29 protein-coding genes are annotated in these 25,748 nt (G+C 69.5%); 12 read left to right on the top strand and 17 right to left on the bottom strand.

Annotation, left to right across the window (positions count from 1 at the left end; genetic code table 11):
* Positions 1-675: 675 nt before the first annotated feature.
* Positions 676-2,916, top strand: a complete 2,241-nt coding sequence (locus AC2EBS_RS14505; protein ID WP_484729130.1) for a molybdopterin-dependent oxidoreductase — start codon at positions 676-678, stop codon at positions 2,914-2,916.
* Between the two features lie 349 nt (positions 2,917-3,265).
* The gene (locus AC2EBS_RS14500; RefSeq protein WP_484729129.1) at positions 3,266-4,129 is read left to right on the top strand and encodes a PEP-CTERM sorting domain-containing protein; all 864 of its coding nucleotides are present in this window, start codon (positions 3,266-3,268) and stop codon (positions 4,127-4,129) included.
* Between the two features lie 24 nt (positions 4,130-4,153).
* Here the strand turns inward: AC2EBS_RS14500 and AC2EBS_RS14495 are convergent, their stop codons facing one another.
* Entirely contained in the window at positions 4,154-4,756 is a 603-nt protein-coding gene (locus AC2EBS_RS14495; protein WP_484729128.1) for a hypothetical protein, read from the bottom strand.
* Between the two features lie 178 nt (positions 4,757-4,934).
* A complete protein-coding gene (locus tag AC2EBS_RS14490) occupies positions 4,935-5,528 on the bottom strand; it encodes a septation protein IspZ (protein ID WP_484729127.1) in 594 nt (197 codons plus the stop codon).
* A 172-nt stretch (positions 5,529-5,700) separates the two neighbouring features.
* Here AC2EBS_RS14490 and AC2EBS_RS14485 point away from each other — a divergent pair, with 172 nt between their 5' ends.
* The 4 genes from AC2EBS_RS14485 (at position 5,701) to AC2EBS_RS14470 (ending at position 8,951) form a co-directional block, all read left to right on the top strand.
* Positions 5,701-6,606, top strand: a complete 906-nt coding sequence (locus tag AC2EBS_RS14485) for a hypothetical protein (protein WP_484729126.1) — start codon at positions 5,701-5,703, stop codon at positions 6,604-6,606.
* 48 nt (positions 6,607-6,654) lie between these two features.
* Positions 6,655-6,948 (top strand): hypothetical protein, encoded by a 294-nt coding sequence (locus AC2EBS_RS14480; RefSeq protein ID WP_484729125.1) that lies wholly within the window; start codon positions 6,655-6,657, stop codon positions 6,946-6,948.
* A 180-nt stretch (positions 6,949-7,128) separates the two neighbouring features.
* Positions 7,129-8,106, top strand: a complete 978-nt coding sequence (locus AC2EBS_RS14475) for a diacylglycerol/lipid kinase family protein (protein ID WP_484729124.1) — start codon at positions 7,129-7,131, stop codon at positions 8,104-8,106.
* On the top strand, positions 8,103-8,951 hold the full coding sequence (locus AC2EBS_RS14470) for a metallophosphoesterase family protein (protein ID WP_484729123.1): 849 nt from the start codon (positions 8,103-8,105) through the stop codon (positions 8,949-8,951). Before AC2EBS_RS14475 ends, AC2EBS_RS14470 begins: the two co-directional genes overlap by 4 nt.
* A 12-nt stretch (positions 8,952-8,963) precedes the next feature.
* Here the strand turns inward: AC2EBS_RS14470 and AC2EBS_RS14465 are convergent, their stop codons facing one another.
* On the bottom strand, positions 8,964-9,305 hold the full coding sequence (locus tag AC2EBS_RS14465; RefSeq protein ID WP_484729122.1) for an HPF/RaiA family ribosome-associated protein: 342 nt from the start codon (positions 9,303-9,305) through the stop codon (positions 8,964-8,966).
* A 214-nt stretch (positions 9,306-9,519) separates the two neighbouring features.
* Between AC2EBS_RS14465 and AC2EBS_RS14460 the strand changes: the two genes are divergently transcribed.
* Together AC2EBS_RS14460 and AC2EBS_RS14455 are read left to right on the top strand one after the other, a co-directional pair.
* Positions 9,520-9,702, top strand: coding sequence for a hypothetical protein (locus tag AC2EBS_RS14460; protein ID WP_484729121.1), 183 nt, complete (start codon positions 9,520-9,522; stop codon positions 9,700-9,702).
* 66 nt (positions 9,703-9,768) lie between these two features.
* The gene (locus tag AC2EBS_RS14455; RefSeq protein WP_484729120.1) at positions 9,769-10,203 is read left to right on the top strand and encodes a TerB family tellurite resistance protein; all 435 of its coding nucleotides are present in this window, start codon (positions 9,769-9,771) and stop codon (positions 10,201-10,203) included.
* A 15-nt stretch (positions 10,204-10,218) separates the two neighbouring features.
* On the opposite strand, the gene AC2EBS_RS14450 is transcribed toward AC2EBS_RS14455, so the two are convergent.
* Entirely contained in the window at positions 10,219-11,112 is an 894-nt protein-coding gene (locus AC2EBS_RS14450; protein WP_484729119.1) for a LysR family transcriptional regulator, read from the bottom strand.
* A 110-nt stretch (positions 11,113-11,222) separates the two neighbouring features.
* Here AC2EBS_RS14450 and AC2EBS_RS14445 point away from each other — a divergent pair, with 110 nt between their 5' ends.
* The gene (locus AC2EBS_RS14445; protein ID WP_484729118.1) at positions 11,223-11,642 is read left to right on the top strand and encodes a hypothetical protein; all 420 of its coding nucleotides are present in this window, start codon (positions 11,223-11,225) and stop codon (positions 11,640-11,642) included.
* A gap of 99 nt (positions 11,643-11,741) precedes the next feature.
* Complete coding sequence (locus AC2EBS_RS14440; protein WP_484729117.1) at positions 11,742-12,827, top strand: calcium/sodium antiporter; 1,086 nt, start codon at positions 11,742-11,744, stop codon at positions 12,825-12,827.
* 18 nt (positions 12,828-12,845) lie between these two features.
* On the opposite strand, the gene ylqF is transcribed toward AC2EBS_RS14440, so the two are convergent.
* A complete protein-coding gene (ylqF, locus tag AC2EBS_RS14435) occupies positions 12,846-13,751 on the bottom strand; it encodes a ribosome biogenesis GTPase YlqF (protein ID WP_484729116.1) in 906 nt (301 codons plus the stop codon).
* A 281-nt stretch (positions 13,752-14,032) separates the two neighbouring features.
* Between ylqF and AC2EBS_RS14430 the strand changes: the two genes are divergently transcribed.
* Positions 14,033-14,335 carry a flagellar basal body protein gene (locus AC2EBS_RS14430; RefSeq protein ID WP_484729115.1) on the top strand — a complete coding sequence of 101 codons (303 nt, stop codon included), beginning with the start codon at positions 14,033-14,035 and terminating at the stop codon, positions 14,333-14,335.
* Between the two features lie 28 nt (positions 14,336-14,363).
* Here AC2EBS_RS14430 and AC2EBS_RS14425 read toward each other — a convergent pair whose 3' ends face one another.
* The 12 genes from AC2EBS_RS14425 to AC2EBS_RS14370 form a co-directional block, all read right to left on the bottom strand.
* Positions 14,364-14,738 (bottom strand): copper-binding protein, encoded by a 375-nt coding sequence (locus AC2EBS_RS14425; protein ID WP_484729114.1) that lies wholly within the window; start codon positions 14,736-14,738, stop codon positions 14,364-14,366.
* A 44-nt stretch (positions 14,739-14,782) separates the two neighbouring features.
* A complete protein-coding gene (locus AC2EBS_RS14420) occupies positions 14,783-15,274 on the bottom strand; it encodes a DUF411 domain-containing protein (protein ID WP_484729113.1) in 492 nt (163 codons plus the stop codon).
* Positions 15,271-15,789 (bottom strand): cupredoxin domain-containing protein, encoded by a 519-nt coding sequence (locus tag AC2EBS_RS14415; RefSeq protein WP_484729112.1) that lies wholly within the window; start codon positions 15,787-15,789, stop codon positions 15,271-15,273. Before AC2EBS_RS14415 ends, AC2EBS_RS14420 begins: the two co-directional genes overlap by 4 nt.
* Before the next feature lies 1 nt (position 15,790).
* The gene (locus AC2EBS_RS14410) at positions 15,791-17,221 is read right to left on the bottom strand and encodes a multicopper oxidase family protein (RefSeq protein WP_484729111.1); all 1,431 of its coding nucleotides are present in this window, start codon (positions 17,219-17,221) and stop codon (positions 15,791-15,793) included.
* A 20-nt stretch (positions 17,222-17,241) separates the two neighbouring features.
* Positions 17,242-18,675 carry a TolC family protein gene (locus AC2EBS_RS14405; RefSeq protein ID WP_484729110.1) on the bottom strand — a complete coding sequence of 478 codons (1,434 nt, stop codon included), beginning with the start codon at positions 18,673-18,675 and terminating at the stop codon, positions 17,242-17,244.
* 15 nt (positions 18,676-18,690) lie between these two features.
* Complete coding sequence (locus tag AC2EBS_RS14400) at positions 18,691-19,020, bottom strand: hypothetical protein (protein WP_484729109.1); 330 nt, start codon at positions 19,018-19,020, stop codon at positions 18,691-18,693.
* A gap of 100 nt (positions 19,021-19,120) precedes the next feature.
* The gene (locus AC2EBS_RS14395; protein WP_484729108.1) at positions 19,121-19,582 is read right to left on the bottom strand and encodes a hypothetical protein; all 462 of its coding nucleotides are present in this window, start codon (positions 19,580-19,582) and stop codon (positions 19,121-19,123) included.
* Positions 19,583-19,726: 144 nt separating this feature from the next.
* The gene (locus AC2EBS_RS14390) at positions 19,727-20,077 is read right to left on the bottom strand and encodes an energy transducer TonB (RefSeq protein ID WP_484729107.1); all 351 of its coding nucleotides are present in this window, start codon (positions 20,075-20,077) and stop codon (positions 19,727-19,729) included.
* Between the two features lie 53 nt (positions 20,078-20,130).
* A complete protein-coding gene (locus AC2EBS_RS14385) occupies positions 20,131-21,690 on the bottom strand; it encodes a methyl-accepting chemotaxis protein (RefSeq protein ID WP_484729106.1) in 1,560 nt (519 codons plus the stop codon).
* Positions 21,691-21,930: 240 nt separating this feature from the next.
* A complete protein-coding gene (locus AC2EBS_RS14380; RefSeq protein ID WP_484729105.1) occupies positions 21,931-23,217 on the bottom strand; it encodes a c-type cytochrome in 1,287 nt (428 codons plus the stop codon).
* Positions 23,199-23,891 carry a c-type cytochrome gene (locus AC2EBS_RS14375; protein WP_484729104.1) on the bottom strand — a complete coding sequence of 231 codons (693 nt, stop codon included), beginning with the start codon at positions 23,889-23,891 and terminating at the stop codon, positions 23,199-23,201. The genes AC2EBS_RS14380 and AC2EBS_RS14375 overlap by 19 nt, the downstream gene beginning before the upstream one ends.
* Positions 23,892-23,895: 4 nt before the next feature.
* The gene (locus AC2EBS_RS14370) at positions 23,896-24,603 is read right to left on the bottom strand and encodes a YggS family pyridoxal phosphate-dependent enzyme (RefSeq protein WP_484729103.1); all 708 of its coding nucleotides are present in this window, start codon (positions 24,601-24,603) and stop codon (positions 23,896-23,898) included.
* Positions 24,604-24,630: 27 nt separating this feature from the next.
* Between AC2EBS_RS14370 and AC2EBS_RS14365 the strand changes: the two genes are divergently transcribed.
* A complete protein-coding gene (locus AC2EBS_RS14365; protein ID WP_484729102.1) occupies positions 24,631-25,674 on the top strand; it encodes a type IV pilus twitching motility protein PilT in 1,044 nt (347 codons plus the stop codon).
* Positions 25,675-25,748: the final 74 nt, after the last annotated feature.

Raw genomic sequence — 25,748 nt, 5'->3', positions numbered from 1 at the left:
TTGAATTCTTCTGGGTAGGGTTGCTTGCTCTGCATGGCACCTCCGATTGGGCCTCAGTTTGAGGCTCGAAGGTGTCTACTGAACCCGGGGCGATTCACAGCAACTTTTCCAGCGGGAGATCCTCGGCGTCAAAGGCGAATGCGCCGACGCTCTCGACCTTGGTTGTTGGAGAAATGGGAGCCTTAGGCATATCAAACGTCCTTTGGGGCAAGAGGAGGCTACGTACATTGATTGGCAGCGTTCCAGGGGCTACCAATCCTAAGGTTAGATTTTGCGGCTAGTCGATTATGTTTGATGGGCTGTCGGAAGGCTGGGCAAGCATTTCATGTTTGCAAGGCAGAAGCAGCTGCGCAGTCGGTTTGGTAGTGGGCAGCAACGTCGTCTTATCTGAGTACGCGAAATGCAGAAGTGGTGCAACTGCCGCAGTTGGCGACGCAGGGCCGTAGCATGCTGGCCGCGTTTGACTCGCTTGATGGGGATCGTTGATGTTGGGCCGGCGTCTGCGCAGGTAGCGCAGCAGCTAGGCTCGGTGAGCGCGAGTGCGACACTTGGCCGACCGTTGGTCTGAGGCTCAGTCTGTCGCCTACTTGACCCCCTCGTGCCCCGCCTCGTCCCACAATGGCCCAATCAACTGGCCACAGAGCCGGTTCGCCAGACCAGCCCCGGAGACAGCCCATGAGCGAAGAGACGACAGCCGCCGCGCCCCGCACCCACTACCGCATCTGCCCCTTGTGCGAAGCCTGCTGCGGCCTGGAGATCCGCACGCAGGGCTCGCAGGTCTTGAGCATTCGCGGCGAGGCGAACGATCCCTTCAGCGCGGGCTACATCTGCCCCAAGGGCGTGTCGCTGAAAGACCTGCACGAAGACCCGGACCGGCTGCGCCAGCCGCTGATCAAGCAGGCGGATGGCCGCTTCGTGCCGGCCAGCTGGGACGAGGCGCTGGCCGAGGTGGAGGCGCGGCTGCTGCCTATCCTGCGCGAGCATGGACCCGACGCGGTGGCGGCCACGGCGGGCAACCCCTCAGCGCACAAGATCAGCCTGCTGGCCTACTTCCCGCGGCTGGTGCGCGCGCTGGGCACGCGCAACGTGTTCTCGGCCTCCACGCTGGACCAGATGCCCAAGCAGCTCAGCAGCGGGCTGATGTACGGGCACTGGCTGTCCATCCCGGTGCCGGACCTGCCGCGCAGCGATCTGTTGATTATCCTGGGCGCCAATCCGATGGTGAGCAACGGCAGCCTGTGGACCGTGCCCGACTACCGCGGCAAGGCCAAGGCCATGCGCGAGCGCGGCGGCCGCATCATCGTGATCGACCCGCGCCGCACCGAGACGGCCGAGGCCGCCGATGAACACTTGGCTATCCGCCCCGGCGGCGATGTGTTCCTGCTGCTGGGCATGCTGCACACGCTGTTCGCCGAGGGCCTGGTGCAGCCGGGCCGGCTGGCCGCGCATCTGAACGGGCTGGACGAAGTGCGCGCCGCGGTGCAGCCCTTTGCGCCCGAGCGCATGGCCGCGGGCTGCGGCATCAGTGCCGATGCGCAGCGCCGCCTGGCGCGCGAGCTGGCGCGTACGCCGCGCGCCTCGCTCTACGGCCGCATCGGCACCTGCACGCAGCGCTTCGGCACGCTGAACAGCTGGTTGATCGACCTGCTCAACATCCTCACCGGCCATCTGGACGCCGAGGGCGGCGCGATGTTCCCCAAGGCTGCCGCCTTCGCCGCCAACACGCAGGGCAAGCCGGGCCGCGGCAAGGGCATCGCCACCGGGCGGCGCCACAGCCGCGTTAGCAAGGCGCCCGAGGTCTTCGGCGAGCTGCCGATGAGCTGCCTGGCCGAGGAGATAGCGACGCCCGGCCCGGGCCAGGTGCGCGCGCTGATCACGCTGGCCAGCAACCCGGTGCTCTCGGCGCCGAACGGCCCGCGGCTGGCCAAGGCGCTGGACAGCCTGGAGTTCATGCTGAGCCTGGACATCTATCTCAACGAGACCAGCCGCCATGCCGACGTGATCCTGCCGGGGCTCTCGCCGCTGGAGGATCTGCACTACGACATGGCCTTCCCGCAGCTGAGCTGGCGCAACAACGCGCGCTATTCGGCGCCGGTGTTCGCGCGCCCCGTGGGCCAGCCCGAGGAATGGGAAACGCTGCTGCGCCTGGCCGCGATGGTGGAGGGCAAGGACTGGCGCGGCGATGTGAATGCGATGGACGATGCCAACGTGGCCGCCGACGTGCAGCGCCTGGCCGGCGAGCACGCGCCGGCGGTGCTGGCCGCGCTGCAGCCGCGCCGCGGCCCGGAGCGGCTGATCGACCTGGCGCTGCGCAGCGGGCCTTATGGCGATGCCTTCGGCCTCAAGCCCGGCGGCATCAGCCTCGACAAGGTGCAGGCCGCGCCGCATGGGCTGGACCTGGGCGAGCTGCAGCCGCGCGTGCCCGAGTTGCTGCGCACGTCCTCGGGACTGATCGAGCTGGCGCCGCCCAGCCTGCTGGCCGATCTGGCGCATGTGGAGGCGGCGCTGGCCGAGGCGGCAGCGTCAAAGGGGCTGCTCTTGATCGGCCGGCGCGATGTGCGCTCGGGCAATAGCTGGATGCACAACCTGCCGGTGCTGGCCAAGGGGCCCCAGCGCTGCACGCTGCTCGTGCACCCGCAGGACGCCGCGCGCCTGGGCCTGGCTGATGGCGGCCTGGGCCGGCTGCGCACCGCCACCGCCGAGCTGGTGGCGCAGGTGGCGCTGAGCGACGAGATGATGCCCGGCGTGGTCAGCCTGCCCCACGGCTGGGGCCACGACCTGCCCGGCGCGCAGCTGCACCTGGCCCGTCAGCGCCCGGGCGTGAACCTCAACGCGCTGCTGGACGAAGGCGCACGCGATCCGCTGTCGGGCAACTCGGTGCTCAGCGGCGTGGCGGTGGAGCTGGCGCCGGCTTGATTCAGTCTGCACTGACGGAATCAAGCGGTCTGCGTCGCATCAGGGCGAGGCTAGCCAGCCTGGCCGAACGGCTGAGCTGAGCGGCATATCGCTGCGGGCGCGCGGACGCGGATGTCAGAAGTCGGAGGCGGCGGGGCAACTGCTGCCTATCCCTAAGGCGTGGCCTGAGACCCACACGCGACGTCGAATGCCTTTACAGGCGACGTGCTGTCGCGATGCCGAGCGTTGCGCCGTCATAGGCGCTTGCGCTGCTGGTCCGAAGCTTGCGTGCCTGGTACGCCGCACCTGCGCGGCATCTACTTCAACCTTGGGGGACTGGCTCATGAAGTGCTTGGTACGAGGATTGGCGATGACGGTCGGGCTTGCAGCGCTGACCGGCTTTGGCGGTGCGGCATCGGCTGCGACTGTGCTTGCCAACGGCGCTGCGCCGGGAGATGCGTTCACCAACGCAACTGGGGTCAACCAAGGGCAGGCGGTCGGCGCCACCGGCTGGTACTACAACAACGTGCGCAACGGCGGTACGGCGGGCATCGACACCAGCTATGCGCGCTCGGGCAATGGCTCGGCACATCTGGCGGGCACGGCGGGCCCGGCCGGCGCCTCACACAAGGCCGACATCGAATACCTCGCCGGCGGCGTGAACGTCGGCGGCAACTATTTCGCGTCGGCCTCGTTGGGCGCGTTCTCGGCGTTCTCGGGCATGTCCTACGACTGGTACCGCAACAGCAGCAGCAGCAACAGCGCCGTGCAGCATCCCGCGCTGCGCATCCTGCTCGATCTGGATGGCAACCTCGCAACGACCGGCGACCGCGGCGGCCTGGTGTTCGAGCGCGCCTACAACGTGGCCGGAAACGCGCCCACCGATGCCTGGGTCTCGGACGTGGTGGGCAACAGCAGCAAGCTGTGGAACTTCGGGTTCGGCCTGGGCAATGAGTTCGACATCGACGGCGACGGCACGCCCTACGACACGCTGGCGGAATGGCAGGCCAGCGCCCGCTTCGCGAATGCGGCCATCCTCGGCTTCAGCGCGGGCATCGGCAGCGGCTGGGGGCCGTTCGATGGCGCCGTCGACAACATCGCCTGGACCATCGGCAACCAGAGCACGGCGTCCAACTTCGAAGTGCAGGCCAGCGATGTCCCGGAACCGGCCTCGCTGGCGCTGGTCGGCCTCAGTCTTGCTGCGCTTGCGGCGAGTCGGCGACGGAAGGGCTGACCAGGCCCCCGCGCCCCACGCAGCTCAGCTCGCGCTGCGTGGCAGTTCGTCCAGGCGCTCGACGCTGGGCCAGCGGGTCCAGCCCATCAGTGCCTGCTCGACGGCGTTGCCGTTGGCGGCAAGCCAGGCGCTCATCGCCGGGCCCTGCTTCTGGCCGTAGACGCGGTGCGAGAGCACCAGCACCATGCTGGCGTTCTCCACCGGCAGGCAGCGCGCGAAGGCGGCTTCGAGGAACTCGGGCTGGCCCAGCACCGCAGCGATGAAGTGCTCGGCCCTGGTGGTGGCGCTGCGCGGCACCGAGCGCGTGCGCACCACCTTGCCGACGCGCTCGTAGTTGGCCAGCACCTGGTTGGCCACGCCGGCCAGGGCTTCGGCGCTGCGCGCATTGCCGTGCACATTGATCGTCAGCATGTCGCGCCAGCTGGTCAGGTCGGCATCGTCGGCCGGCGTGAATTCATGCTGGCCGCCGCGCGACCAGCGGTGCACGAAGGTGGTGTCGCGGAAAGTGATGTTCATCGCCGATGGCGTGGCGGCGCGCAGCGCCCGGCCGGGCAGCAGCGCGGCGCCGAGCAGCGCGGCCAGCACGGGGCGGCGTGCGGGCATCATGGCGGGAAGACCGGTGGACATGGCGGCGCTCACGGGGAGTTGAGGGTGCCCGCCAGTCTGGGCCGCGCCGGTTTCAGCGGCGTTGCGAAGCGGCCGCTGTCTCGTTTGCTTTGTTGCAGGCAGGTCGTCGCGCCGGCCGCTGCGGTCCTGTCGCTTGCGCGCCGGCTGAAGCGCGCACTGGTGCGAGCGGTCCGCCGGCTCAGGCCCGCGCGTAGCGCAGCACCGCGAAGAACAGCAGCATGCTCAGCGCGATGTCGCCGAAGGTGGTGTAGGCCAGCCAGATGTCGGTGCTGAAGAACTCGGCCACGCCCCAGTTGAGGCCGGCCATGGTGGCGCCCAGCAGGCCCAGGCCTATGGCCAGGCGGTGCTCGATCACCGGCTCCATCACATAGCGCGCCAGCCGGCGGCCGAAGTAGCGGCCGCGGTTGAACAGGCCGTCGCCGAGGAACAGCGTGGCGGTGAGCAGGCCCAGGATGGTGCCCTTCATCTTGACGGCCCAGTCGTCCTGGAACAGCCAGGAGAAGCCGGCCGAAACCAGCAGCATGACCACGCCGAACATCGCCAGGCCGCCGATCAGGTCCACCTTCACGAAGCGCTGCGCCAGATAGACGCACAGGCCCGCGGCGGCGCCCAGCAGCGCGGCGGTGGTCAGGTCGGTGAACTTGGCGCAGACGAAGAAGAACAGGCCCAGGCCCACATCCACATAGATGCTGGGCTTGTTGCGCTGCCACTGCGCGGCCTGGCGCGCCTGGTCGACGGCGGAGAGGGAAGAGGGGCGTTGGTTGTTCATCATGGCGCGCATTGTCGCGGCGAAGCGATGCCCCCGCGGTGCCGGGTCTTGCCACTCCGACAGCCTGGGGATGTTCGCGGCCGACAGGGTGGGCATCATGGGGCGCAGCCTGGCCGCCGCAGCGGCGCCGGCATGGCGTCAACCCAGGAGAGCGATGATGGACCAAGCAAGGACGATGGCAAGGCATTCCGGGGCGGCCACCGTGCAGCCGCTGTCGCTGCGCGGCGTCAGGCTGCTGCTGGGGCTGCTGGCGCTGGCCCTGGCCTCGGGCTGCTCCACGCTGCGCGGCACGCCGACGCGCTACCAGCCCACGGCCGAGGTGGTCAGCCGGATCAACCTCTCGGCGCAGGACCTGGCCGATCTGCAGGCGGCCGGCTCGGAGGTGGAGCGCAATCTGCTGCAGAACAAGGCGATCGCGGTGATCGATCTGCAGTTCCACCAGTTCGTGCGCGATCTGATGGCCGACCGCTCCGATGCCTCGGCCGCGGCGGCCGGCACCACGCTGGGCGCCAGCACGGCCGGCGCCTTTGTGGACAGCGTCAAGGCCAAGACCAATTACGCGCTCTTCGCGGCCGGCGTGGTGGGCGCCTTCGGCATCGTCGACAAGAGCTACTTCTACGAGAAGACCGTGCCGGCGCTGGTGGCGGCGATGGGCGCCGCCCGCGCGCAGGTGCTGGTGCGCATGCGCGGCAGCCAGCGCGATCCTCTCGGTGCCTATGACGGCACCGCCGCGCTGGCCGACCTGGAGGACTACTTCTCGGCGGGCACCGTGCTCTCTGCCATCGCCGAGATCACTGCGCGGGCCGACAGCGACCGCAAGGCTTCGCTGGCCGAGGTGCGCGCGCTGGAGCTGCCGTCGGATGCGGAGATCACGCGTCGCAAGACGATCAGCGGCGCGATCTTCGCCATCGACGATGCCGGGCTGGACAAGGCCAGGAAGGCGCTGGTGGCACTTGGCCTGCCCGAGCAGAAAACGGCCAAGGAGGCGCGTGCCGCGCTGCTGAAGGCGCTGCGCCCGCCGACGCCGGAGCGCATCGGCCAGGTCGAGAAAGCGCTCAAGGACAACGGTCTGTTGAAGTGAGACGCGGCCCAAGGCCGCAAGCGCCACATCCACGAGGAGTACCGCACCATGGCCAACTATCACGTCGAAGTGTCCGGCAAGCTGTCGCTGAACCAGCAGGCCAAGGCGATCGAGGGCGAAGAAGCGCTGGGGACCAAGTTCCTGGGCTCGCGCATCTGGGTGAACGCGAAGAACGTGCTCACCAATCTGGCGGAGTTTCAGGAGCTCGACACCGCGCCCGATCCACCGCTGGGCACGCCGCGGCTCGTCAAGGAGCTGCCGGCGGGGGCTGCGCCGGCCTGGGCGGGGCCGATGATCGTGCAGGGCAGCGCGGTGGCGCAGGTCTACCTGCTGCGCGGCTGAGCGTGCGGCTGAGAGGGCGGACGAGCGCCGCCGCGGCCGGGCCACCGGCGCCGTGATGGCCTGCCGGCGCCCAAGGACATCGCGGCGATGTGACACTGCGCGGCATCCAAGTGAAGCGCAGGACCGGCGAGCCGCCGGGAACATGGGATGCAAGAGTCGTCTGCGCACCGTGCGGCCCTCATGCCGCTGAACCCTGAGGCGCCGGTGCGCTTCGTGATCAATGCCGGTGCCGGTGCTGTCGATCTGGACGACAAGTGCCGGGTCATCGAAGCGGGGCTCGCGGCTGCGGGTCGGCGCGGCGAGCTGATCGTCGCGCGGCCGCCCGAGCTGGCGCCTGTCGCGGCCGACGCCGCGCGGCGCGCTGCCGCCGATGGCGCCGCGCTGGTCGCCGTGGGCGGGGACGGCAGCCTGAACACCGTGGCTCAGGCCGCGCATGCGGCGGGCTGCGTGCTGGGCGTGGTGCCCTACGGCACCTTCAACTACTTCGCCCGCACGCATGGCATCCCCACCGATCCGGCTGCGGCGGTGCGCCTGGCACTCAGCGGCAGCCCAGGGCCGGTGCAGGTGGCGGCGGTGAACGGTCATCTGTTCCTCGTCAATGCCAGCGTGGGCCTGTACCCCGAGCTGCTGGAAGACCGCGAGGCCTACAAGCGTCGCTTCGGCCGCAGCCGCTGGGTGGCGATCTATGCCGGGGTGAAGACCTTGCTGCGCGCGCAGCGGAAGCTGCGCCTGCATATCGAGCTGGGTGCCGGCTCGCGCGACGTGACGGCGCTCACGCTGTTCGTCGGCAACAACCGCCTGCAGCTCGACCAGCTGGGTGCGCAGCCGGCAGACACGCTGCCGGGCGCGCCGGGAGCCGGCAGCATCGCCGCGGTCATGCTGCGGCCGGTGGGCACGCTGGCGATGCTGCGCCTGCTGCTGCACGGCGCGCTGGGCACCTTGGGCGAGGCGGACGATGTGGAGAGTTTCGAGTTCCACCACATGGTGCTGCGTCCAGGCGGGCTGCACGCCGGCGGCACGGTGAAGGTGGCGTTCGACGGCGAGGTGACACGACTGAAGCCGCCGCTGGACTTTCGTGTGCTGGAGCAGCCGCTGATGCTGATCCAGACGCCGGCAGCCTTGGGCCTGGACGCGCGCAGCACCGAGGCTTCGGCATGAGCGTGCTGCTGCATCTGTCAGACACCCACTTTGGCACCGAGCAGGCGCCGGTGATCGAGGCGCTGGTGGCGCTGGCGCAGCGTTTGCGCCCCGATCTGGTGGTGCTGTCCGGCGACATCACGCAGCGTGCGCGGCCGGCGCAGTTCAAGGCGGCGCGCGCCTTCGTCGACCGGCTTGGTGCGCCCTGGCTGGCGATCCCGGGCAACCATGACATCTCTCTGTTCGATCCGTTGACGCGTCTGCTGTGCCCCTATGCGCGCTTCCGTGCTGCCTTTGGGCCGGATCTGGAGCCTTGCCATGAGTCGGCGGAGCTTCTTGTGCTGGGGGTGAAGACCACGCGCAGGCGGCGCCACAAGCACGGCGAGGTCTCGTCCGCGCAGATCGAGCGCGTGGCCAGCCGACTGCGCTCGGCACGCGAGGAGCAGTTGCGCGTGGTCGTGGTGCATCAGCCCGTCGCGGTGCCGACCGCTGCCGAAGAGGCGAACCTGCTGCGTGGCAGCCTGCCGGCTCGACAGGCCTGGGCCGAGGCAGGGGCCGACCTGGTGCTCGGCGGCCACATCCACCTGCCCTTCGTGATGCCCTTGCCAGGCACCGCACGTGCTGCCTGGGCGGTGCAGGCGGGCACGGCGGTGTCGTCCCGCGTGCGGCACGGTGTGCCGCATTCGGTGAATGTCGTGCGCTGGGAGCGCGACGCGGGGCGCCCGCGAAGCGGCGATTCCGCCTGCGAGGGGCGGGCCGGTCGGCGCATCGCCGTGGAGCAGTGGGACTACAGCGAAGCCGCTCAGGACTTCGTGCAGGCTGCGATCACCCGGCTCCAGCCCGCGGCGGATCAGCGGCGCGGCTGATCCGGCCCGCTCTTACCGATCGGCTTCGAGAAGCGCGGGCTGCTGGCGCCGGTTGGCGCGGCTGTGTTGCCAGAGCCGCAGCACGGCCCGCGTGGCGCGCACCAGGGCGTCGTTGAGTGCGCGTCGCCAGTCCTTGGCGACCGACGAGACGGTGATCTGTCCCGCGCCGTCGGTGTGCAGCTCGACGCGGCAGCACTTGTCGATGCCGCCGCGCGGACCGTTCAGGTCGGAGAACTGCACCTCGGCGCGGGGCACGCGCCAGCTGATGCGCCTGAGCACGAAGCGCACGCGGCGCTCCACATCGAGGCGCATCGACGCGTGTTGACGGTCAGGGGACTTGAAAAGCACTTGCATCGTGGTACTCCCGGCTTGAGTGGAGGAGCCCATCTTGGCCCTGGCGTGGCGATGTGCCAGCAGGTTTTCTCTGCGCCCGGCATCGGCTCGGCCGATGCCGGGCACCGATGGCATTGCTTCGAAATTTACTGAATGAAGATCACGAAAGTTCAGCTTTGTTCGTGAGCTTTCCGGCCGCACATTTCAGCCCGTCACCACTTCTTTCGAGGTTTTCATGAAGCTCTCCATACGCGCTGCTGCCGCTCATCTGGCAAGGCTGCGCCTGATCCTGGCGTCGCTGCGCGATGCGCTCAGGCTGCTGCCGCTGGGCCAGCCGCATGCGCTGAGGGCTGTGCCGATCCGCGCGGATCGCCTGCCGACCCGGCCGCGCGGCCGGAGTCGGTTCCCCTACCGTTGAGGTGCGTGCCGTCTCGCAGCCTCTGTCCCCCTTGAACCGATCGCTTGTCTGAAGAGGAGACCCGTCATGCGCAACTACCCCAGGAACAGCCCCCAGGCCGCCGCGCGCATCGTCGCGCTGGTGCTGGTTTCCGATGGCCATGTCAGCCGCGCCGAGCTGGAGGCGCTGCAGGACCTGCATATCGATCGGGAGCTCGGCCTGGCGCCCGGCGGATTCGCGCAGGTCATGCATGTGCTCTGCGAGGATCTGCTGATGGGCTCCTACGGCAGTGCGTCGATGATGTGCAGCGTCGATGAGTCCACGCTGGCCGCCTTGATGGCCGAGGTCGACGACCCGGTGCTGCAGCACAAGGTGCTGTGCCTGGCCGGCGCTGCCGCAGAGGCAGACCAGTACCTGGCGGATGCCGAGTCCATGCTGCTGTCTCTGGCGCGCCGGCACTGGCGGTGCGAGGAGCTGGTGCTTCCGCTGCACGCGCTGCCGCGCGAGCTTCAGCAGGTCTGACTGCTGTCGTCCGGCTCAATCGTTCTTGAGCGCACCCGCCGATGCGAGGATCTGCTGCACCAGCGGGTGGTGCTGGCCGCGGCGCGAGCGAACGGCATGGATTTCCTCCTTGACCTCGTCGCTGCGGCCTAGCAGGCGCAGTCCGCGCATCAGTCCGACATCGCCGGCGCCCAGGCGGCTGAGAGGAAACACGCCCAGCCCGCGCGCGGCGAACACCGCCAGCAGGGCGCTGTCCTCGAATTCGCCGACGATGCGAGGCTGCAGCTTGTGCGCCTCGAACCAGCGCTCGAGCGTGACGCGCAAGGCCGAGTGACCGGTGGGCAGCAGCACCGGCAGCTCGTTCAAGGACATCGGGAAGCGCTCGCGCTCGCTGCGGCCCACCAGGCTGGCCGGGCCGTACCACTCGATCGGTGATTCGACGAGGCGGTCGCTGCTCAGGCGCAGGTTCGGGTTGCGCGGCGCGGCCTGGCCGGCCAGCACCACGTCGAGATGGTGCAGCGCCAGCTCGGCGAGCAGCTGTTCGAATTCCCCTTCGTGGCAGACCAGGCGCAGATTGGGTGTGGCCAGCACCGGCTCGAGCAGCGCGTGGGCAGCGAGCTTGGAGATGCCGTCGGACAGGCCGACCGCCAGGCGCGAGACCTTGCCGCTGGCGGCGGCGCGCACCTCGTCCGGGATGCACTGGCCGAGCTGGAAGATCTCCTCGGCGCGCACCAGTGCCGCCTGCCCGGCCTCGGTCAGCGCGACGCCGCGACCGGCCGGCTTGAGCAGCTGGTGGCCCAGCGAGCGCTCCAGCTCGCGCACCTGGGCGCTGATGGTCTGCACCGCCATGTCCAGCCGCTCGGCAGCGCGCGCGAAGCCGCCCTCCTTGGTGACGACCCAGAAGTAGTAGAGATGGCGGTAGTTCAGCATCGCGGCACCGTTTCGGAAAAGCCGAATCTTAGCGACGAGACAATCTGGTTTACTCGATGCATCCGTATCGCCACACTCGCCGCTGTCCCATTGCCGAACGGAGCAGGCTCGTGATCTACCTCCTCAACTGGTTTCTTGTGCTCGTGCTGCTGGCGCTGTGGTCGGCGCTGGTCTGGGCTGCCCACGCGCTGGCGAGCTGGGCCCTCTCGAACGCCGGGGCCTTGCCGGATGCGTCGGCCGGCGCCGCCGCGCTGCGCCTGCCCGACTGGCTCGTGCCCTGGGTGCCGCCCGAGCTGGTGGAGCTTGGCCCAGCGGTGCTGGCGACCTTGGGGCCTGTCGTCGACTGGCTGGTGCAGGTGCTGCCGTCCGTCTCCGGCGTGCTGACCGTTGCCGCCTGGCTGGTCTGGGGTCTGGTCGCGGCGCTGCTGCTGGTGATGGGCGTTGCGCTGCACGCTGCCATCGCCTGGTGGCGCCGCAACGGCGCCAACGGTGCCGGCAGGCTCCGCGCGGCCTTGCGTCAGGGTGCCTGAGCGCGTCTCGCTACGATCGTGCCGCCAGCGCTGATGCACACTGCGCCCCTGTGGCTCCTTTCGTCGGCAGCTGTTTTCCGCATTTCAGGGTGAGCGCTCATGAATCTCTTGTTCTTCATCGCTGGGCTGGGTCTGCTGGTGCTTGGGGCCAGCTCGCTGGTGCGTGGTGCGTCCAAGCTCGCGCTGTCCTTCGGCATCAGCCCGCTGGTGGTGGGGCTGACGATCGTCGCCCTCGGTACCAGCGCGCCCGAAGTCGCAGTGAGCGTGGGCGCTGTGCTCGATGGCAGGACTGACATCGCCATCGGCAATGTGGTGGGCAGCAACATCTTCAACGTGTTGTTCATCCTCGGCCTGAGCGCGCTGATCACGCCGCTGGTGGTGAACATCCAGCTGATCCGCCAGGAGGTGCCGATCATGCTGGGTGCCAGCCTGCTGCTGCTGGCCCTGGGCCTGGACGGCAGCCTGTCGATGCTGGACGGCGGCCTGCTGTTCGGGCTGCTGATCGCCTACACGGCCTTCCTGGTGCTGCAGTCGCGCCGCGAGACGCAGGCAGCCAAGGACGAGTATGCCGAGGAGTTCCAGCCCGCCGCCGCGGGCTCATGGGACAGCCACTGGGTGGCGCAGATCGGCCTGATCGTCGCGGGCCTGGCGGCACTGGTGTTCGGCTCGGAGCTGCTGGTCCAGGCGGCGGTGCACTTCGCGAAGGCGCTGGGTGTCAGCGATCTGGTCATCGGCCTGACCATCGTGGCCGCCGGCACCAGCATGCCGGAGGTGGCGACCAGCATCGCCGCGGCGATCAAGGGCGAGCGCGACATCGCGGTGGGCAATGTGGTCGGCAGCAATACCTTCAACATCCTGGGCTGCCTGGGGCTCTCGGGCCTGGTGTCGGGCGATCTGGGCCTGGCGGTGGCGCCTTCGCTGCTGGCCTTCGACATCTGGGTGATGCTGGCGGTGGCGCTGGCCTGTCTGCCGGTGTTCATGACCGGGCGCGAGATCGCGCGCTGGGAGGGCGGCGTGTTCCTCGGCTACTACGCCGCCTACGTCACCTACCTGATCCTGGCCGCGCAGCAGCATGACGCGCTGCCGGCGTTCTCCGGCGTGATGATGGGCTTCGTGCTGCCGCTGACGGTGGTGACGCTGGTGGTAATGCTGATCCGCCGCCCCGGGACGAGCCAGCCAGGCTGAGCGGCGCCCCCCGGGCGCTCAGAACCTGCGGCCGGCCTTGCGCGCGGCCTTGCGCGCCTCGGCCGCCGCCTTGGCCTCGGCTTCGGCGATCTCGGCGCTGGTCACCCAGGCGGCGAACTCCTCGGGCGTCTCCAGCGTGATGCGGCCCAGCGTGCCGGCGCGGAATTCGTACATCAGGATCTCGGCGGCCTTCTGCAGATTGACGCGGCCGCCGCTGAGCACGGCGCCGCGCTTGCGGCCCAGTTGCTCGAGCAGTTCCTCGTCGCTGAGCTCGGGCGAGATCTCCAGCTTGTAGCGCGCCACCAGTTCCGCCGCGTAGTGCTGGCGCAGATAGGCCAGCAACTCCACCGCCACCTCTTCCTCGACGAAGGCGTTGCGACCCACTGCACCGCTGGCGGCGAGGTTGAAGCCGCTCTGCGGCACGGTGATCTTGGGCCACAGCATGCCCGGCGTGTCGAACAGGTAGAAGTCGTCCTCCAGCACCAGCTTCTGCTCGACCTTGGTGATGCCGGGCTCGTCGCCGGTCTTGGCGGCGCGCTTGCCCATCAAGGTGTTGATCAGCGTGGACTTGCCCACATTGGGGATGCCGCAGATCAGCACGCGCAGCGGCTTGGCCATGCCGCCGCGGTTGGGCGCGAGCAGCCGGCACTCGCTCATCAGCGCCTTGGCCGGCGCCTTGATGCTGGCGTCCAGCGGGATCGCGCGGGTCTCGGGCTGGGCGTTGTAATAGGCCAGCCAGGCTTCGGTACGGGCCGGGTCGGCCAGGTCCTGCTTGTTGAGCAGCTTCAGCGAGGGCTTGCCCTCGGTGAGCTGGGCCAGCAGCGGGTTGCGGCTGGAGCCGGGCAGGCGGGCGTCGAGCAGCTCGATCACCACATCCAGCCCCGCCTTCATGCGCTCGCGGATCGCGTTGCGCGTTGAGTTCATGTGCCCCGGGAACCATTGGACGGTGGGGGCGAGCGGCTTGGGCGTCGGGGTCATCGGCTGCGGTGAGCGAGTGTTTTCGTGACGGAATTCACGATCTGTGGGCGTTGTGGCCGCCGGCAGAGCCGGCGACCCGGCCCCGATTGTCCCAGCCCCGGCCGGCGCGCGTGAATTTGGCAGGGATTTCGCATTCTTTTCTAAAGTCCGGCGCGCATCGGTCGATATGACCGGTAGATTCCGTCCAATTCCGGGCTCCGGCCCGTCTGACCACCGTCCCGAACGCCATGTCCATCAGCCTGTCCACCGCACTGTCCGGCGTCGCCGCGGCGCAGGAAAGGCTGCGCGCGTCGTCGCACAACGTGGCGAACGTCTCCACGCCGGGCTACCGGCGCGAGCAGGTCGAACTGGCCAGCCTGCCCAACGAGGCCGGCGTGCAGGTCAGCCGCAGCACGGCCAGCCAACCGGGTGTCTCGCTGGAGAAGGAAATGGTCGAGCAGCGCGCGACCTACTACAGCTACGTCGCCAACCTGCGCGTGCTGGAGACGCAGCTCAACACCACCGGCGCGCTGCTGGACATCCAGGCCTGAACGGGCCGGCGGCCCGAGGCCAGCGGCTTCAGCGCTTCAGCGCGGTGACGACGGTCCTGCCGTCCTTGCCGGCCACCTGCACCTTCACCTTGTCGCCAGGCTTCAGCGCGGCCAGCAGCTCGGGCGTCACTGCGCCATCGGCCAGGCCGAAGACCATGGTCATCGGCGGCATGTCCAGATGCTTGATCTCGCCATGCTTGAGGGTGAGCTTCTTGCCGGCGGGGTCGACCCGCCGCACTTCAGCATCGACCCAGTCGCCGGACTGGCTTGCCGGCGCGGCATGGTGGGCATCGTGGCCCCCGGCACCCGCCTGAGCGGCAGCGGAAAGGGGCAGGCTGCCGGCCGCAGCGGCAATCAGCAGAGCGGTGGCGAGGCGGCTGAGGTTCAGGGCTTGCTTGGGCATGCTTGTCATCTCGGGTGGAAGTGGACGAAGGGCTGAGCCAGGGCTCAGGCATAGCGGGCGTAGGTGCGCGTGCTGCCGTCACGCAGCACCAGCAGCACCTCGTAGGCGTCGCGCTGACCGCCGTACTCCGGACCGTCCATGCCCGGCGAGCCGATGGGCATGCCGGGCACGGCCAGGCCGATCGCATCCGGGCGCTCCTTGAGCAGGCGCAGGATCTCGCGCACGGGCACATGGCCCTCGATTGCGTAAGGCCCGATCTTGGCGGTATGGCAGCTGCCCAGCTTCAGCGGGATGCCCAGACGTGCGCGGGCCTGCGTGTTGCCGACGTCGCGCACGATGGCCTTGAACTGCCCCTGCGCTTCGATGTAGGTGATCCAGTCCTTGCAGCAGCCGCAGGTCGGGCTCTTCCAGACTTCGGCAGCGATCGGCGAGGGCGCCTGCGCGCGTCCGGCGCCGGGCAGGGCGGCCAGCGCCACGGCGCCGGCCAGCAGGCGCCGGCGCGAGAGCCGGCAGCGCTGATGTGTTGTGTGTTTCATGTGCGGGTACTCCTTGGCGTGACGGTGATGACGCCACGCATGCCGGCCTCGTAGTGCCCCGGGATCAGGCAGGCGAACTCGAATTCTCCGGGCCGATTGAAATGCCAGACGATCTCGCCGCGCTGGCCGGGCGGCACGTGGCTCATATGGGCTTCCTCGTGCTCCATGTCGGGAAAGCGGCGCATCAACTCGGCATGCTTGTCCAGTTCCTCGCGGGTGCCGATCACCAGCTCGTGCATCACCGCGCCGCGGTTGCGCAGGCGCAGGCGCACGGTCTCGCCCTCGCGCACGCGCAGCTGCGCAGGGCTGAAGCGCATGTCGTCGCTCATCGCGATGTCGATGCTGCGGGAGACCTTGGCGCGATCGCCGGCGATGCCGAAGGCCTGTTGCTCCTTGTGCTGCGGCGCGGCTGCGCCGGCATGGGGCTTGCTGCCATGCGCCCGCGCGCCACCCGCCAAGGTCAGCAGGGCCAGCAGGGCGAGTCGGCGTTGCAGTCGGTGCTGATGAGGAGTCATCTCAGTGCCCTCCATGGCTGTGGGGCTTGCGCACCCTCACCTCGGTGGCGCCGCGCTTGGCGCTGCCCCGATGCGGCGCGTGCATGTCCGGATGGTGCATAGCCGGCTTGGGCGCAGCCGGTGCTGGCGCAGGCGGCGTCGCCGCCGGCGCCGCCACGCTGCCCTTGGGCGCCTGCGGCGCGAACCAGCCGGGGTCGCTGTAGTCGCCGGGCTTCTGGTCGCGGCGCACCTTGAGCACGCTGAACATGCCGCCCATCTCCAGGCTGCCGTAGGGGCCGCTGCCCGTCATCATCGGCGCGGTGTTCTCGGGCAGCGGCATCTCCATCTCGGCCATGTCGGCCATGCCGCGCTCGCCCATCACCATGTAGTCGGGCACGATCTCGGTGATCTTCCTGGCCAGGCCGGTGTGGTCCACGCCGATCAGCGTCTCCAGCTTGTGGCCCATCGCGTTCATCGTGTGGTGGCTCTTGTGGCAATGGATGGCCCAGTCGCCCAGTTCGTCGGCGATGAACTCGAGCTGGCGCATCTGGCCCACGGCGATGTCGGCGGTGACCTCGGGCCAGCGCGCACTCTTGGGCACCGGACCGCCATCGGTGCCGGTGACCTCGAACTCGTGGCCGTGCAGATGGATGGGGTGGTTGGTCATCGTCAGATTGCCGACGCGTATGCGCACCCGGTCGCCCAGGCGCACATTGAGCGAATCGATGGCCGGAAAGATGCGGCTGTTCCAGGTCCAGAGGTTGAAGTCCGTCATCGTCATGATGCGCGGCGTGTAGCTGCCGGGGTCGATGTCGTAGGCCGACAGCAGGAAGCAGAAGTCCCGCTGGACCTCGCTGATCAGCGGATGGCGCGTGCGCGGGTGCGTGACCCAGAAGCCCATCATGCCCATGGCCATCTGCGTCATCTCGTCGGCATGCGGGTGGTACATGAAGGTGCCCGGTCGCCGCGCGACGAACTCGTAGACGAAGGTCTGGCCCGGCTTGATCGCCGGCTGGGTGAGGCCGGAGACGCCGTCCATGCCGTTGGGCAGACGCTGTCCGTGCCAGTGCACGCTGGTGTGCTCGGGCAGGCGGTTGGTCACGTAGATGCGCACGCGGTCGCCCTCGACCACCTCGATGGTCGGGCCGGGGCTCTGGCCGTTGTAGCCCCACAGATGGGCCTTGAAGCCCGGGCCCATCTCGCGCACCACCGGCTCGGCGACGAGGTGGAACTCCTTCACCCCGTCCTTCATGCGCCAGGGCAGGGTCCAGCCATTGAGCGTGACCACCGGGTTGTAGGGCCGGCCGCTGCCGGGGACGAGCGGCGGCGCGGTGTCGGGGCTGGTCTGCTGCACTGCCTCGGGGATGGCAGCCAGCGCCGCGCGCGAGACGCTGGCGGCGCTGACCGCGCCGACGGCCGCGGCGCCGGCGAAGAGTTGTCGTCTGGAAATCATCGTCGTGCTACCTTGCAGAATCAGTGTCCGCCCGCGGGCTCGGCACCGGCGGGGCTGGTCATGGGGGTGGCGCCGGCGGCGCGCACCGGGCCGGCGGGGCCGAGCAGTGCCTGGTCCAGCTGGGCTTCGGCGAGCAGGAAGTCGCGCTTGGCCGAGATCGCTGCGGCGACGCTGGCAATCTGCCCGCGCGCATCGGCCAGCAGCTCCAGCGTGCCGATCAGCATGCCGTTGTAGCGCAGCAGGTTTTCGTCGGCGATGCGCTGGCGCAGCGGCACGATCTGGCGCGCGTGGTGCTGTGCGATCTCCCAGGCGCCGCGGTAGCGCTGGTAGGCCTCGCGGGCTTCCGAGCGCGCGTTGATCGCCACGTCGGCGGTGCGCTCCAGCGCCTGCAGATACAGCGCCTCGGCGCGGGCATTGCGCGCCTCGCCCCAATCGAACAGCGGCAGCTCCAGGCTCAGCTCGAGACCGCGCTGCGTCGGCGCCTCGTTGCTGCTGTTGCGCGCCAGGCCCAGCTCCAGCACGTTGATGAAACGGGTGCGGCGCGTCAGCCCCAGCTCGGCAGCGCGCAGCTCCGCGGCCTGACGCGCCGAGTGCACGTCCAGCCGCTGCGCGATGGCCTGCCGTTCGACTTCGGGCAGATCGCGCGGCTGCGCCGGCAGGTCGGGCAGGCGCTCGGGCAGCTTCAGCTGCTCGAGCTGCGCGCCCCACAGGCCCAGCGCGCGGATCAGCGCTTCGCGCGCACCCGCCGCATCCGCCTGCGCGCGTGCCACGGCCAGCGCGGCGTCGGCGTACAAGGCGTGCTCGCGCGCCTGCTGCAGCCGGCTGATATTGCCGACGTCGGCCAGGCGTCGCGCCAGCTCGGCGCCGGCTTCGGCGGCGGCCATCACGCGACGGGCCTGGCGCAGCTGCTCTTCGGCGGCGACCGCCTCGATCTGGCGCTGGCGCGCCTGCGCGGCGTTGCTCAGCACCTGCAGTGCCAGCTCCTGGCGGGTCTGCGCCAGGCGGCGCTGCGCCACCTCGGCGGCGGCAGGCAGGGCCAGCAGCCGGGCCAGGTCGAAGTGCAGGCTGCGCTCGATCTCGCGCTCGTCGCCCTTGGCCATGCGGCCGATGCTGAAGCCCGGGTTGGGCAGGCGGCCGGCCTGCACGCGTTCGGCATCGAGCACGGCCAGGTCGAAGAGCGCGGCACGCAGGCCGCGATGGTTGAGCAGGGCGATCTGCACCGCTGCGTCAGCCGACAGCGGCTGCGCAAGCAGGGCAGCGACGCGCTGCTCGGCCTGCGCGCGCTGCGCGTCGTCGCGGGGCCAGGCCAGTTCATGGCCGAGCCGCTGGCGGGTCTGGTCCTGCAGCGGCGCAAAGCCCGCATCGGGGCTGAGGCTCGCACAGCCGGTCAGCGCCAGGCTGGCCAGCAGCGGCAGCAGGCGGATGTGCCGGCGCGGGAGTGGAAGTCTGGACATGGGCGAGGCCTCCATTCAGTGGCGATGCGCGGCGGCATCGCGGGTAGCAGGGGCCGAGGCCGGTGCGGCGGAGGGCGTCGCGGACTGGGCTTCGCGCAGGTAGGCGCGCCAGCCGCCGGCTTCGTGCACGCGGCGGTTGGCGGCGCGCCAGTCAGTCACGGGCGCCGGGTCAGCGGGCCAGGCCTGGTAGCTCGCGAGCGCGGGTCGGTAGCTCAGCGGCGCGACACGGGCCTGCGGGTCGGCCGCAGCTGGCAGGGTGGAACGGTCGGGCGCGGCAGTGCTGCTGCCGCAGGCGGCAGCAGCGACGGCCAGGCCGACCAGGGTCTTGTGGATCAGGGCAGACATGCTGGGGTCTCCTCCTGCCGACGGGCAGGGCGGGCGAGGAACACGCGGAAGCGATGCGGCGGGCGACCCGTGGGGTCGCCTCAGTGCGGGAGGCGCAGGCTCAGGCCCTGGGCGGGCGTTCGAGGCGTGTGCTGCCGCAGCTCAGCGTCGCCCAGCAGGGCGTGCTGGCGAGCACGTCGCCGCCGCGCGGCTGCGGCAGCGGCGCCGTGGCACTGGGCAAGGCTGTGGCGATGCAGCAGGCCGCGCAGCTGCTGCTGCACTTGTGCTGTGCGTGGGGGGAGGCCGGGGCAGGCGCCTCGGCGCTGCCGATGTCACCGTCGCCATGGCAGGGGGGCTGCCCAACCGACTGTGTGTTGGCCGTAGCGGCACTGGTGGCCGCGTCGGGATCGGCAGCATGGGCCGCCGCGGCGACATGCAGGCTGCTGTCGCTGGTGGGCAGGGGTGCCGACAGCTGCAGGCCGCTGCGTGCCGCCACCGCCGCTGCCTGCAGCGGCACGGCCAGGCAGAGAGCCCAGACCAGGGCTCTGAAGCAGGCCAGCAGACGGCGGTGCAGGGACGGCATGATGGTCCGAAGTGTAGTGCCTGCCTCGCCGCCCTGCGGGCCGCAGGGGGCGTCGAACGAACAAGGGGCCGCCCCTTGCGGGACGGCCCCTCGGGCGTCGGGACGCCGGGCTCGACAGACCGGCGGGCCGGCTCGCGGGTGCGGTCAGTCGGCGTTGCTGAACACCAGGCGCACCTCATGCGTCTGCTTTTCGCCGCTGGGCTCGAAGCGCCATTCCATCAGCGCGCGTTGCACGGCACGGTCGAAGATGCGCCGCGGCTGCGCTTCGACGATGGACACATCGCTGACCTTGCCATCGGGCTCGATGCTGAGCTTGGCCTTGACCACGCCGCTGTCCACCGATTGCTGGACGGCCTCGCGCGGGAACTCGGGCGGAACCTTCTTGATGACCTTGGGCGTGGCGGCCTGGGCGGCACCCAGGGCCAGGCCGAGCGCGCAGGCGGCAGCCAGGCGCAGTGCGGCACGCGAAGTGGCGATGGAGCGGATGGTTTTCATGACGGACCTTTCGTGAAGGGTTGTGACTGGCGCTTCGTTGGCGCCCATTGAAATCAGTGGCTGGCGGGTGCGGCGCGGAAGAAGCTCACCGCCTCGAGCAGTCGGGTGGAGCTCTGCGCCAGCTCGTCGGTGGAGCGGTTCAGCTCGTCGACCAGCGTGGTGTTCTGCTGCGTCGTGCGGTCCAGCTCGGTCATCGCGTTGTTGACCACGCCGACACCGCTGGCCTGCTCCTGGGCCGAGTGCGAGATCTCCTCGATCAGCTGACCCATGTTGTTGACCTCGTCGACGACCGAGCGGATCGTCGCGCCGGCATTGGCCACCAGCTGGGTGCCGGCATCGACCTTGGCGGCCGACTCCTGGATCAGCTGCTTGATCTCGCGCGCCGCCTGGGCCGAGCGCTGGGCCAGCGCGCGCACCTCGCCGGCGACCACTGCGAAACCGCGGCCCTGCTCGCCGGCACGCGCGGCTTCGACGGCGGCATTCAGCGCGAGGATGTTGGTCTGGAAGGCGATGCCGTCGATCACGCCGATGATGTCGCCGATCTTGCGCGAGCTGTCGCTGATCGCCTGCATGGTGTTGACCACCTCGCCGACCACGCTGCCGCCGGTCGACGCAGACTGGCGCGCCTTGCCGGCGATGCTGGCGGCCTTGCGGGTGAGCTCGCTGGCGCCGGTCAGGTTGGAGGCGATCTGCTCCACCGAGGCTGCGGTGTTCTGCAGGCTGGCGGCGGATCGCGCGGTGCGGTCCGAGAGGTCCTGGTTGCCGCCGGCGATCACCTTGGAACTCTGTGCCACTTCGCTGGCCGCATCGCTGACGCTACGCACCACGCCGGACAGCGCATGCTGCATCTCGCGCATGGCCTTGAGCATCTGGCTCAGCTCGTCGTGGCCGTCGGCCTCGATCTTCTGCGTCAGGTCGCCGGCGGCGATGGCCTGCGCCGCCTGCTGCGCCTTGCGGGCCGGCAGCACGATGGAGCGGGCGATGGTGATGCCGCCGCCGGCGCCGATGGCCACTGCGGCGACAACGAGCACGAAGGTGATCAGCACCGAGCTGCGCGCAAGATCGCCACCTGACGCCGCCAGTGAGCGTGCTGCTTCGAACTGGCGGTCCACCAGAGTCTTGATCTTTTCCTGATATGCCTGCTGGGCGGGGCGCAGGTCGCGAATCAGGCTCTCGCGCGAGTCATCGGGATTGCCGGCTTCGGCCACCTTGCGGAACTTGGCCACAGCGTCGATGAACTTGAGCTCGGATTCGCGGACCTGGCCGACCAGCTCCTTGTCAGCGGCTTCGCTGACGCTGGACTCGAGCTCGCGCAGCTGTTTTTCGGTCTCGGCGAGTGCCGTGTCGATGGCGGCGTTCTGGCGCTTGATCTGGCGCGCCTCGTCGAGCAGGATCAGGTCGCGGGCGGCGCGGGCGATGGTGTGCACCTGGCTTTCCAGCGCGTTGGCCGAGGCGATGCGCACAAGGCTGGTGTTCGCGGTGGAGTCGAGATCGTGGGCGAGGCGGCTGGCGTTGTGGGCGCCGAAGCTGCCAATGGCCACGAGGAGCAGGACGAGCAAGGTATAGCTCAGGGCCAGGCGCTGACTGATGCGCAGCTTGGAAAGAAAACTCATCGGGAGAGTCCCTCGGACGGTTGTTGGTCTTCGAGGCCGCGCGCTCGTGGCGTTGCGGCATGCGGACTATCGGTGCATCCATCCCCGGTTTGAGGGTCGGCTCATGCCATCGCTGCGGCGCGCGTGAAAACCATCGCGCTTCGCGGGGCCGATCTAGGGTTTTCGAGGGGGTCGAAAACGCAACAGCTGCGCGTCCTCGCCTGCCGTGCCGGCAGCGTGACGGCGGTTGCGATACGCGGCCTACCTGAGCCGGTTGACGTCCAGCGGCGAGATCTCGCCGGCGGCATGGCCCCAGCTGTTGCGCAGGTAGCTGGCGAGCGCAGCGAGTTCGCGCTGATCGAGTTCGCCACCGAAGGGCGGCATGCCGAAGGGGCGCGGATGGCCGGCCGTCGCGGGGGCGAAGGCACCCTGCAACAGGACGCGCAGCAGGTTGCTGCCATCCGCCATGGCGACGCTGCGGTTGCCGGCCAGGGCCGGATAGATGCCCGGCACGCCCTGACCCTGCTCGCCATGGCAGTCGGCGCAGTGCTTGCCGTACAGCCGCGCACCCAGTTCGAGCAGTTGCGGATCGGGCGGCTTGGCCGCTGTGCGTGGTGCCGTGCGCAGCGGCAGGGCCTGCAGATAGCGGCCCATCGCGTCCAGGTCGGCGTCGCTGAGGTGCTGGGTGCTGCCCAGCACCACCTCACCCATCGGGCCCAGCGCCGCGGCATGCTCGATGCGGCCGGTCTTCAGCCATTGGCGCAGTTCCGCCGCCTGCCAATGCTGCACGCCCGCCTCGGCCGGATCGTGCAGCGAGGGCGCATACCAGCCCAGACCGCGCAGCATGCCGCCGCCGAAGTCCTGCTGGCCCGGTGTGGCGCCCAACGCATTGCGCGGTGCGTGGCAGGCACTGCAGTGACCCAGGCCTTGCACGAGATAGGCGCCGCGATTCCAGGCCATGTCTTGCGTCGGGTCGGGCCTGAACTCGCCCGGCCGAAAGTACAGCAGTCGCCACACCGCCAGCGCTGGCTGCGTGCCATAGGGGAAGCGCAGCGCACTCGGCCGGTTGGCTTGCGCGACCGGCTGCAGGCTCTGCAGATAGGCCCACAGCGCGTCGCTGTCGTCGCGTGTGACCAGCGTGTAGTTGGTGTACGGGAAGGCCGGACTGAGCAGGCGGCCGTCGCGGCTGCGGCCCTGGTGCATCGCGCGCCAGAAGTCGTCCGCGCTCCAGCGGCCCAGGCCATGCTCGGCGTCGGGCGTGAGGTTGCTCGCGTAGACCTCGCCGAAAGGCGTGGGGATGGCGCGGCCGCCGGCATAGGGCGGGCCCCCGCGCTCGGTGTGGCAGCCCTGGCAGTTGCCGGCGCGCGCCAGATAGGCGCCGCGCTCGATCAGCGCCGGCGTGATCTGCACTGCGCCGGCGTCCTTGGAAGGCCGGGGGCCGTCGTCGTCCAGCGCCTTGAGCATCCATAGCGCCGCCGCAGCGGCCAGTGCGAGCGCGAGGCCGGCACCGATCCAGCGTATCGCGCGCTTCACTGCAGACCTGCGCATTTGAGCGGCAGCTCCGTCGGCATGCGGGCGGCAGGCTTGTAGCCGGGCGGCACTGGCTGGGCGGCCAGCCAATGCGAGATCGCGTTGATCTCGGCGGGCTGCAGCTGTCGCACGATCTGCGCCATGCAGTCGGGTTCGGCAGCGCGGCGCTGGCCGCTGCGCCAGGCACCGAGCTGGCCGTTCAGATAGTCGCGCGGCAGGCCCAGCAGCCCGGGGATGAAGGGGTTCGCACCGGCCAGGGTCTGGCCGTGGCAGGCTGCACAGGCCGGCAGCTTGCGCGCCGGGTCGCCCTTGAACAGCAGCGCCTGTGCGCGGGCCAGCTCGGCTTGCGGCAGCCGGGTCGGCTGCGGCGGCGCATAGGGCAGGTCCAGTGCCGCGAAGTAGCCGGCCAGCTCATGCAGATAGGCGTCGGACAGCGGGGCGATCAGCTCGCTCATCGGCCCGTACTGGCGTCGGCCATCGCGGAAGGCGAGCAGCTGCTGATGCAGGTAGCCCTGGGGCTTGCCGGCCAGGCGCGGGTAATAGCCATCGGCGGCGGCGCGGCCGTCCTGGCCATGGCAGAGCGTGCAGGCCAGCGCGCGCTGCGCGAGGCTGTCCTCGACGCGTGGTGCTGCCGTCGCCGCAGCCAGTGTCAGTGCAGCGCCGAACAGCGCAACCAGCAGATGGCGGTACATCGGCTCAGGCCTCGGCGCGGTACTCGCGGGCACCGAAGATGGCCGAGCCGACGCGCACGATGGTGGCGCCTTCGGCGATCGCGGCTTCCAGATCGGCGCTCATGCCCATCGACAAGGTATCGAGCTGCAAGTCCTGTTGCTGCGTGTTGATCTCGGCGAGCAGCGCCGCCAGCGCGCGGTGCGGCACGCGCTGTGCCTGGATGTCAGCTGCCGGCTCCGGGATGGCCATCAGGCCGCGGAGATTCAGGCGCGGCAGCGCCGCGACCTCGCGCGCCAGCGCCGGCACGTCGGCCGGCGCGACGCCGCTCTTGCTGGGCTCATTGCTGATGTTGACCTGCAGGCAGACCTGCAGCGGCGGCAGTCCGGCGGGGCGCTGCTCCGACAGGCGCTGCGCGATCTTCAGTCGATCGACGCTGTGCACCCAGTCGAAGGCTTCGGCGACCTGGCGCGTCTTGTTGCTCTGCAGCGGACCGATCAGGTGCCACTCGATGTCCTTGCGCAGGTCAGCCAGCGCCTCGATCTTGTCCAGCGCTTCCTGCACATAGTTCTCGCCGAAGCGGCGCTCGCCGGCGGCATGGGCGGCGCGCACCGCGTCGCTAGGAAACGTCTTGCTCACATTGAGCAGCGTGACGCTTTGTACGGGCCGGCCAGCCGCCCGGCAGGCTGCGTCAATGCGTCGGTGGACTTGTTGTAAGTTCGCGGAGATCGTCATAATGGCCCAAGCCACTTCGCCTACGACATGGACATCACTCAACTGCTGGCATTCTCGGTCAAGAACAAGGCCTCTGACCTGCACCTTTCCGCCGGCCTGCCGCCGATGATCCGTGTGCATGGCGACGTGCGCCGCATCAATGTCGAAGCCCTGGATCACCGCCAGGTGCACGACATGGTGTACGACATCATGAACGACAGCCAGCGCAAGATCTACGAGGAGACGCTGGAAGTCGACTTCTCCTTCGAGATCCAGGGCCTGGCGCGTTTTCGCGTCAACGCGTTCAACCAGAACCGTGGCTCGGGCGCGGTGTTCCGCACGATTCCGTCGAAGATCCTCTCGCTGGAGCAGCTCAACGCGCCCAAGGTCTTCGCCGAGCTCGCGCTGAAGCCGCGCGGCCTGGTGCTGGTGACCGGCCCAACCGGTTCGGGCAAGTCGACCACGCTGGCCGGCATGATCAACCATCTCAACGAGAACGAGTACGGCCACATCCTGACCATCGAGGACCCGATCGAGTTCGTGCACGAGTCCAAGAAGTGTTTGGTCAACCAGCGCGAGGTCGGGCCGCACACGCTGTCGTTCTCCAACGCCTTGCGCTCGGCGCTGCGCGAGGACCCGGACGCGGTGCTGGTCGGCGAAATGCGCGACCTCGAAACCATCCGTCTGGCGCTGACCGCGGCCGAGACAGGCCACCTGGTGTTCGGCACGCTGCACACCTCCAGCGCGGCCAAGACCGTGGACCGTATCGTCGACGTGTTCCCGGCGGCCGAAAAGGAGATGGTGCGCGCGATGGTGTCGGAATCGCTGGTGGCGGTGATCTCGCAGAGCCTGTGCAAGCTCAAGGATGGCTCGGGCCGCGTGGCGGCGCACGAGATCATGCTGGGCACCTCGGCGATCCGCAACCTGATCCGCGAGAACAAGGTGGCGCAGATGTACTCCGCCATCCAGACCGGCAACAGCCAGGGCATGCAGACGCTGGACCAGAACCTCACCGACTTGGTCCGCCGCAACATCATCTCGCCGGCCGAGGCGCGGGCGAAGGCGAAGTTTCCGGAAAATTTCCCAGGCTAGCCAGGGAAATTTGACGGCACTCATATGGCGTCAGCCATGTGAGTGACGGCAGAAATCCCCGCGAAATTCACCAG

It is taken from the genome of Roseateles sp. T103 (assembly GCF_057219915.1).
Note: the sequence above shows the minus strand (reverse complement) of the source record. Positions and strands in the feature narration are given on the sequence as shown.

Excerpts from the sequence above, each read along its gene's own strand:
- AC2EBS_RS14505 (WP_484729130.1), top strand. The coding sequence starts at position 676 with ATGAGCGAAGAGACGACAGCCGCCGCGCCCCGCACCCACTACCGCATC.
- AC2EBS_RS14500 (WP_484729129.1), top strand. The coding sequence starts at position 3,266 with ATGACGGTCGGGCTTGCAGCGCTGACCGGCTTTGGCGGTGCGGCATCG.
- AC2EBS_RS14495 (WP_484729128.1), bottom strand. The coding sequence starts at position 4,756 with ATGTCCACCGGTCTTCCCGCCATGATGCCCGCACGCCGCCCCGTGCTG.
- AC2EBS_RS14490 (WP_484729127.1), bottom strand. The coding sequence starts at position 5,528 with ATGATGAACAACCAACGCCCCTCTTCCCTCTCCGCCGTCGACCAGGCG.
- AC2EBS_RS14485 (WP_484729126.1), top strand. The coding sequence starts at position 5,701 with ATGGCAAGGCATTCCGGGGCGGCCACCGTGCAGCCGCTGTCGCTGCGC.
- AC2EBS_RS14480 (WP_484729125.1), top strand. The coding sequence starts at position 6,655 with ATGGCCAACTATCACGTCGAAGTGTCCGGCAAGCTGTCGCTGAACCAG.
- AC2EBS_RS14475 (WP_484729124.1), top strand. The coding sequence starts at position 7,129 with ATGCCGCTGAACCCTGAGGCGCCGGTGCGCTTCGTGATCAATGCCGGT.
- AC2EBS_RS14470 (WP_484729123.1), top strand. The coding sequence starts at position 8,103 with ATGAGCGTGCTGCTGCATCTGTCAGACACCCACTTTGGCACCGAGCAG.
- AC2EBS_RS14465 (WP_484729122.1), bottom strand. The coding sequence starts at position 9,305 with ATGCAAGTGCTTTTCAAGTCCCCTGACCGTCAACACGCGTCGATGCGC.
- AC2EBS_RS14460 (WP_484729121.1), top strand. The coding sequence starts at position 9,520 with ATGAAGCTCTCCATACGCGCTGCTGCCGCTCATCTGGCAAGGCTGCGC.
- AC2EBS_RS14455 (WP_484729120.1), top strand. The coding sequence starts at position 9,769 with ATGCGCAACTACCCCAGGAACAGCCCCCAGGCCGCCGCGCGCATCGTC.
- AC2EBS_RS14450 (WP_484729119.1), bottom strand. The coding sequence starts at position 11,112 with ATGCTGAACTACCGCCATCTCTACTACTTCTGGGTCGTCACCAAGGAG.
- AC2EBS_RS14440 (WP_484729117.1), top strand. The coding sequence starts at position 11,742 with ATGAATCTCTTGTTCTTCATCGCTGGGCTGGGTCTGCTGGTGCTTGGG.
- ylqF (WP_484729116.1), bottom strand. The coding sequence starts at position 13,751 with ATGAACTCAACGCGCAACGCGATCCGCGAGCGCATGAAGGCGGGGCTG.
- AC2EBS_RS14430 (WP_484729115.1), top strand. The coding sequence starts at position 14,033 with ATGTCCATCAGCCTGTCCACCGCACTGTCCGGCGTCGCCGCGGCGCAG.
- AC2EBS_RS14425 (WP_484729114.1), bottom strand. The coding sequence starts at position 14,738 with ATGCCCAAGCAAGCCCTGAACCTCAGCCGCCTCGCCACCGCTCTGCTG.
- AC2EBS_RS14420 (WP_484729113.1), bottom strand. The coding sequence starts at position 15,274 with ATGAAACACACAACACATCAGCGCTGCCGGCTCTCGCGCCGGCGCCTG.
- AC2EBS_RS14415 (WP_484729112.1), bottom strand. The coding sequence starts at position 15,789 with ATGACTCCTCATCAGCACCGACTGCAACGCCGACTCGCCCTGCTGGCC.
- AC2EBS_RS14410 (WP_484729111.1), bottom strand. The coding sequence starts at position 17,221 with ATGATTTCCAGACGACAACTCTTCGCCGGCGCCGCGGCCGTCGGCGCG.
- AC2EBS_RS14405 (WP_484729110.1), bottom strand. The coding sequence starts at position 18,675 with ATGTCCAGACTTCCACTCCCGCGCCGGCACATCCGCCTGCTGCCGCTG.
- AC2EBS_RS14400 (WP_484729109.1), bottom strand. The coding sequence starts at position 19,020 with ATGTCTGCCCTGATCCACAAGACCCTGGTCGGCCTGGCCGTCGCTGCT.
- AC2EBS_RS14395 (WP_484729108.1), bottom strand. The coding sequence starts at position 19,582 with ATGCCGTCCCTGCACCGCCGTCTGCTGGCCTGCTTCAGAGCCCTGGTC.
- AC2EBS_RS14390 (WP_484729107.1), bottom strand. The coding sequence starts at position 20,077 with ATGAAAACCATCCGCTCCATCGCCACTTCGCGTGCCGCACTGCGCCTG.
- AC2EBS_RS14385 (WP_484729106.1), bottom strand. The coding sequence starts at position 21,690 with ATGAGTTTTCTTTCCAAGCTGCGCATCAGTCAGCGCCTGGCCCTGAGC.
- AC2EBS_RS14380 (WP_484729105.1), bottom strand. The coding sequence starts at position 23,217 with ATGCGCAGGTCTGCAGTGAAGCGCGCGATACGCTGGATCGGTGCCGGC.
- AC2EBS_RS14375 (WP_484729104.1), bottom strand. The coding sequence starts at position 23,891 with ATGTACCGCCATCTGCTGGTTGCGCTGTTCGGCGCTGCACTGACACTG.
- AC2EBS_RS14370 (WP_484729103.1), bottom strand. The coding sequence starts at position 24,603 with ATGACGATCTCCGCGAACTTACAACAAGTCCACCGACGCATTGACGCA.
- AC2EBS_RS14365 (WP_484729102.1), top strand. The coding sequence starts at position 24,631 with ATGGACATCACTCAACTGCTGGCATTCTCGGTCAAGAACAAGGCCTCT.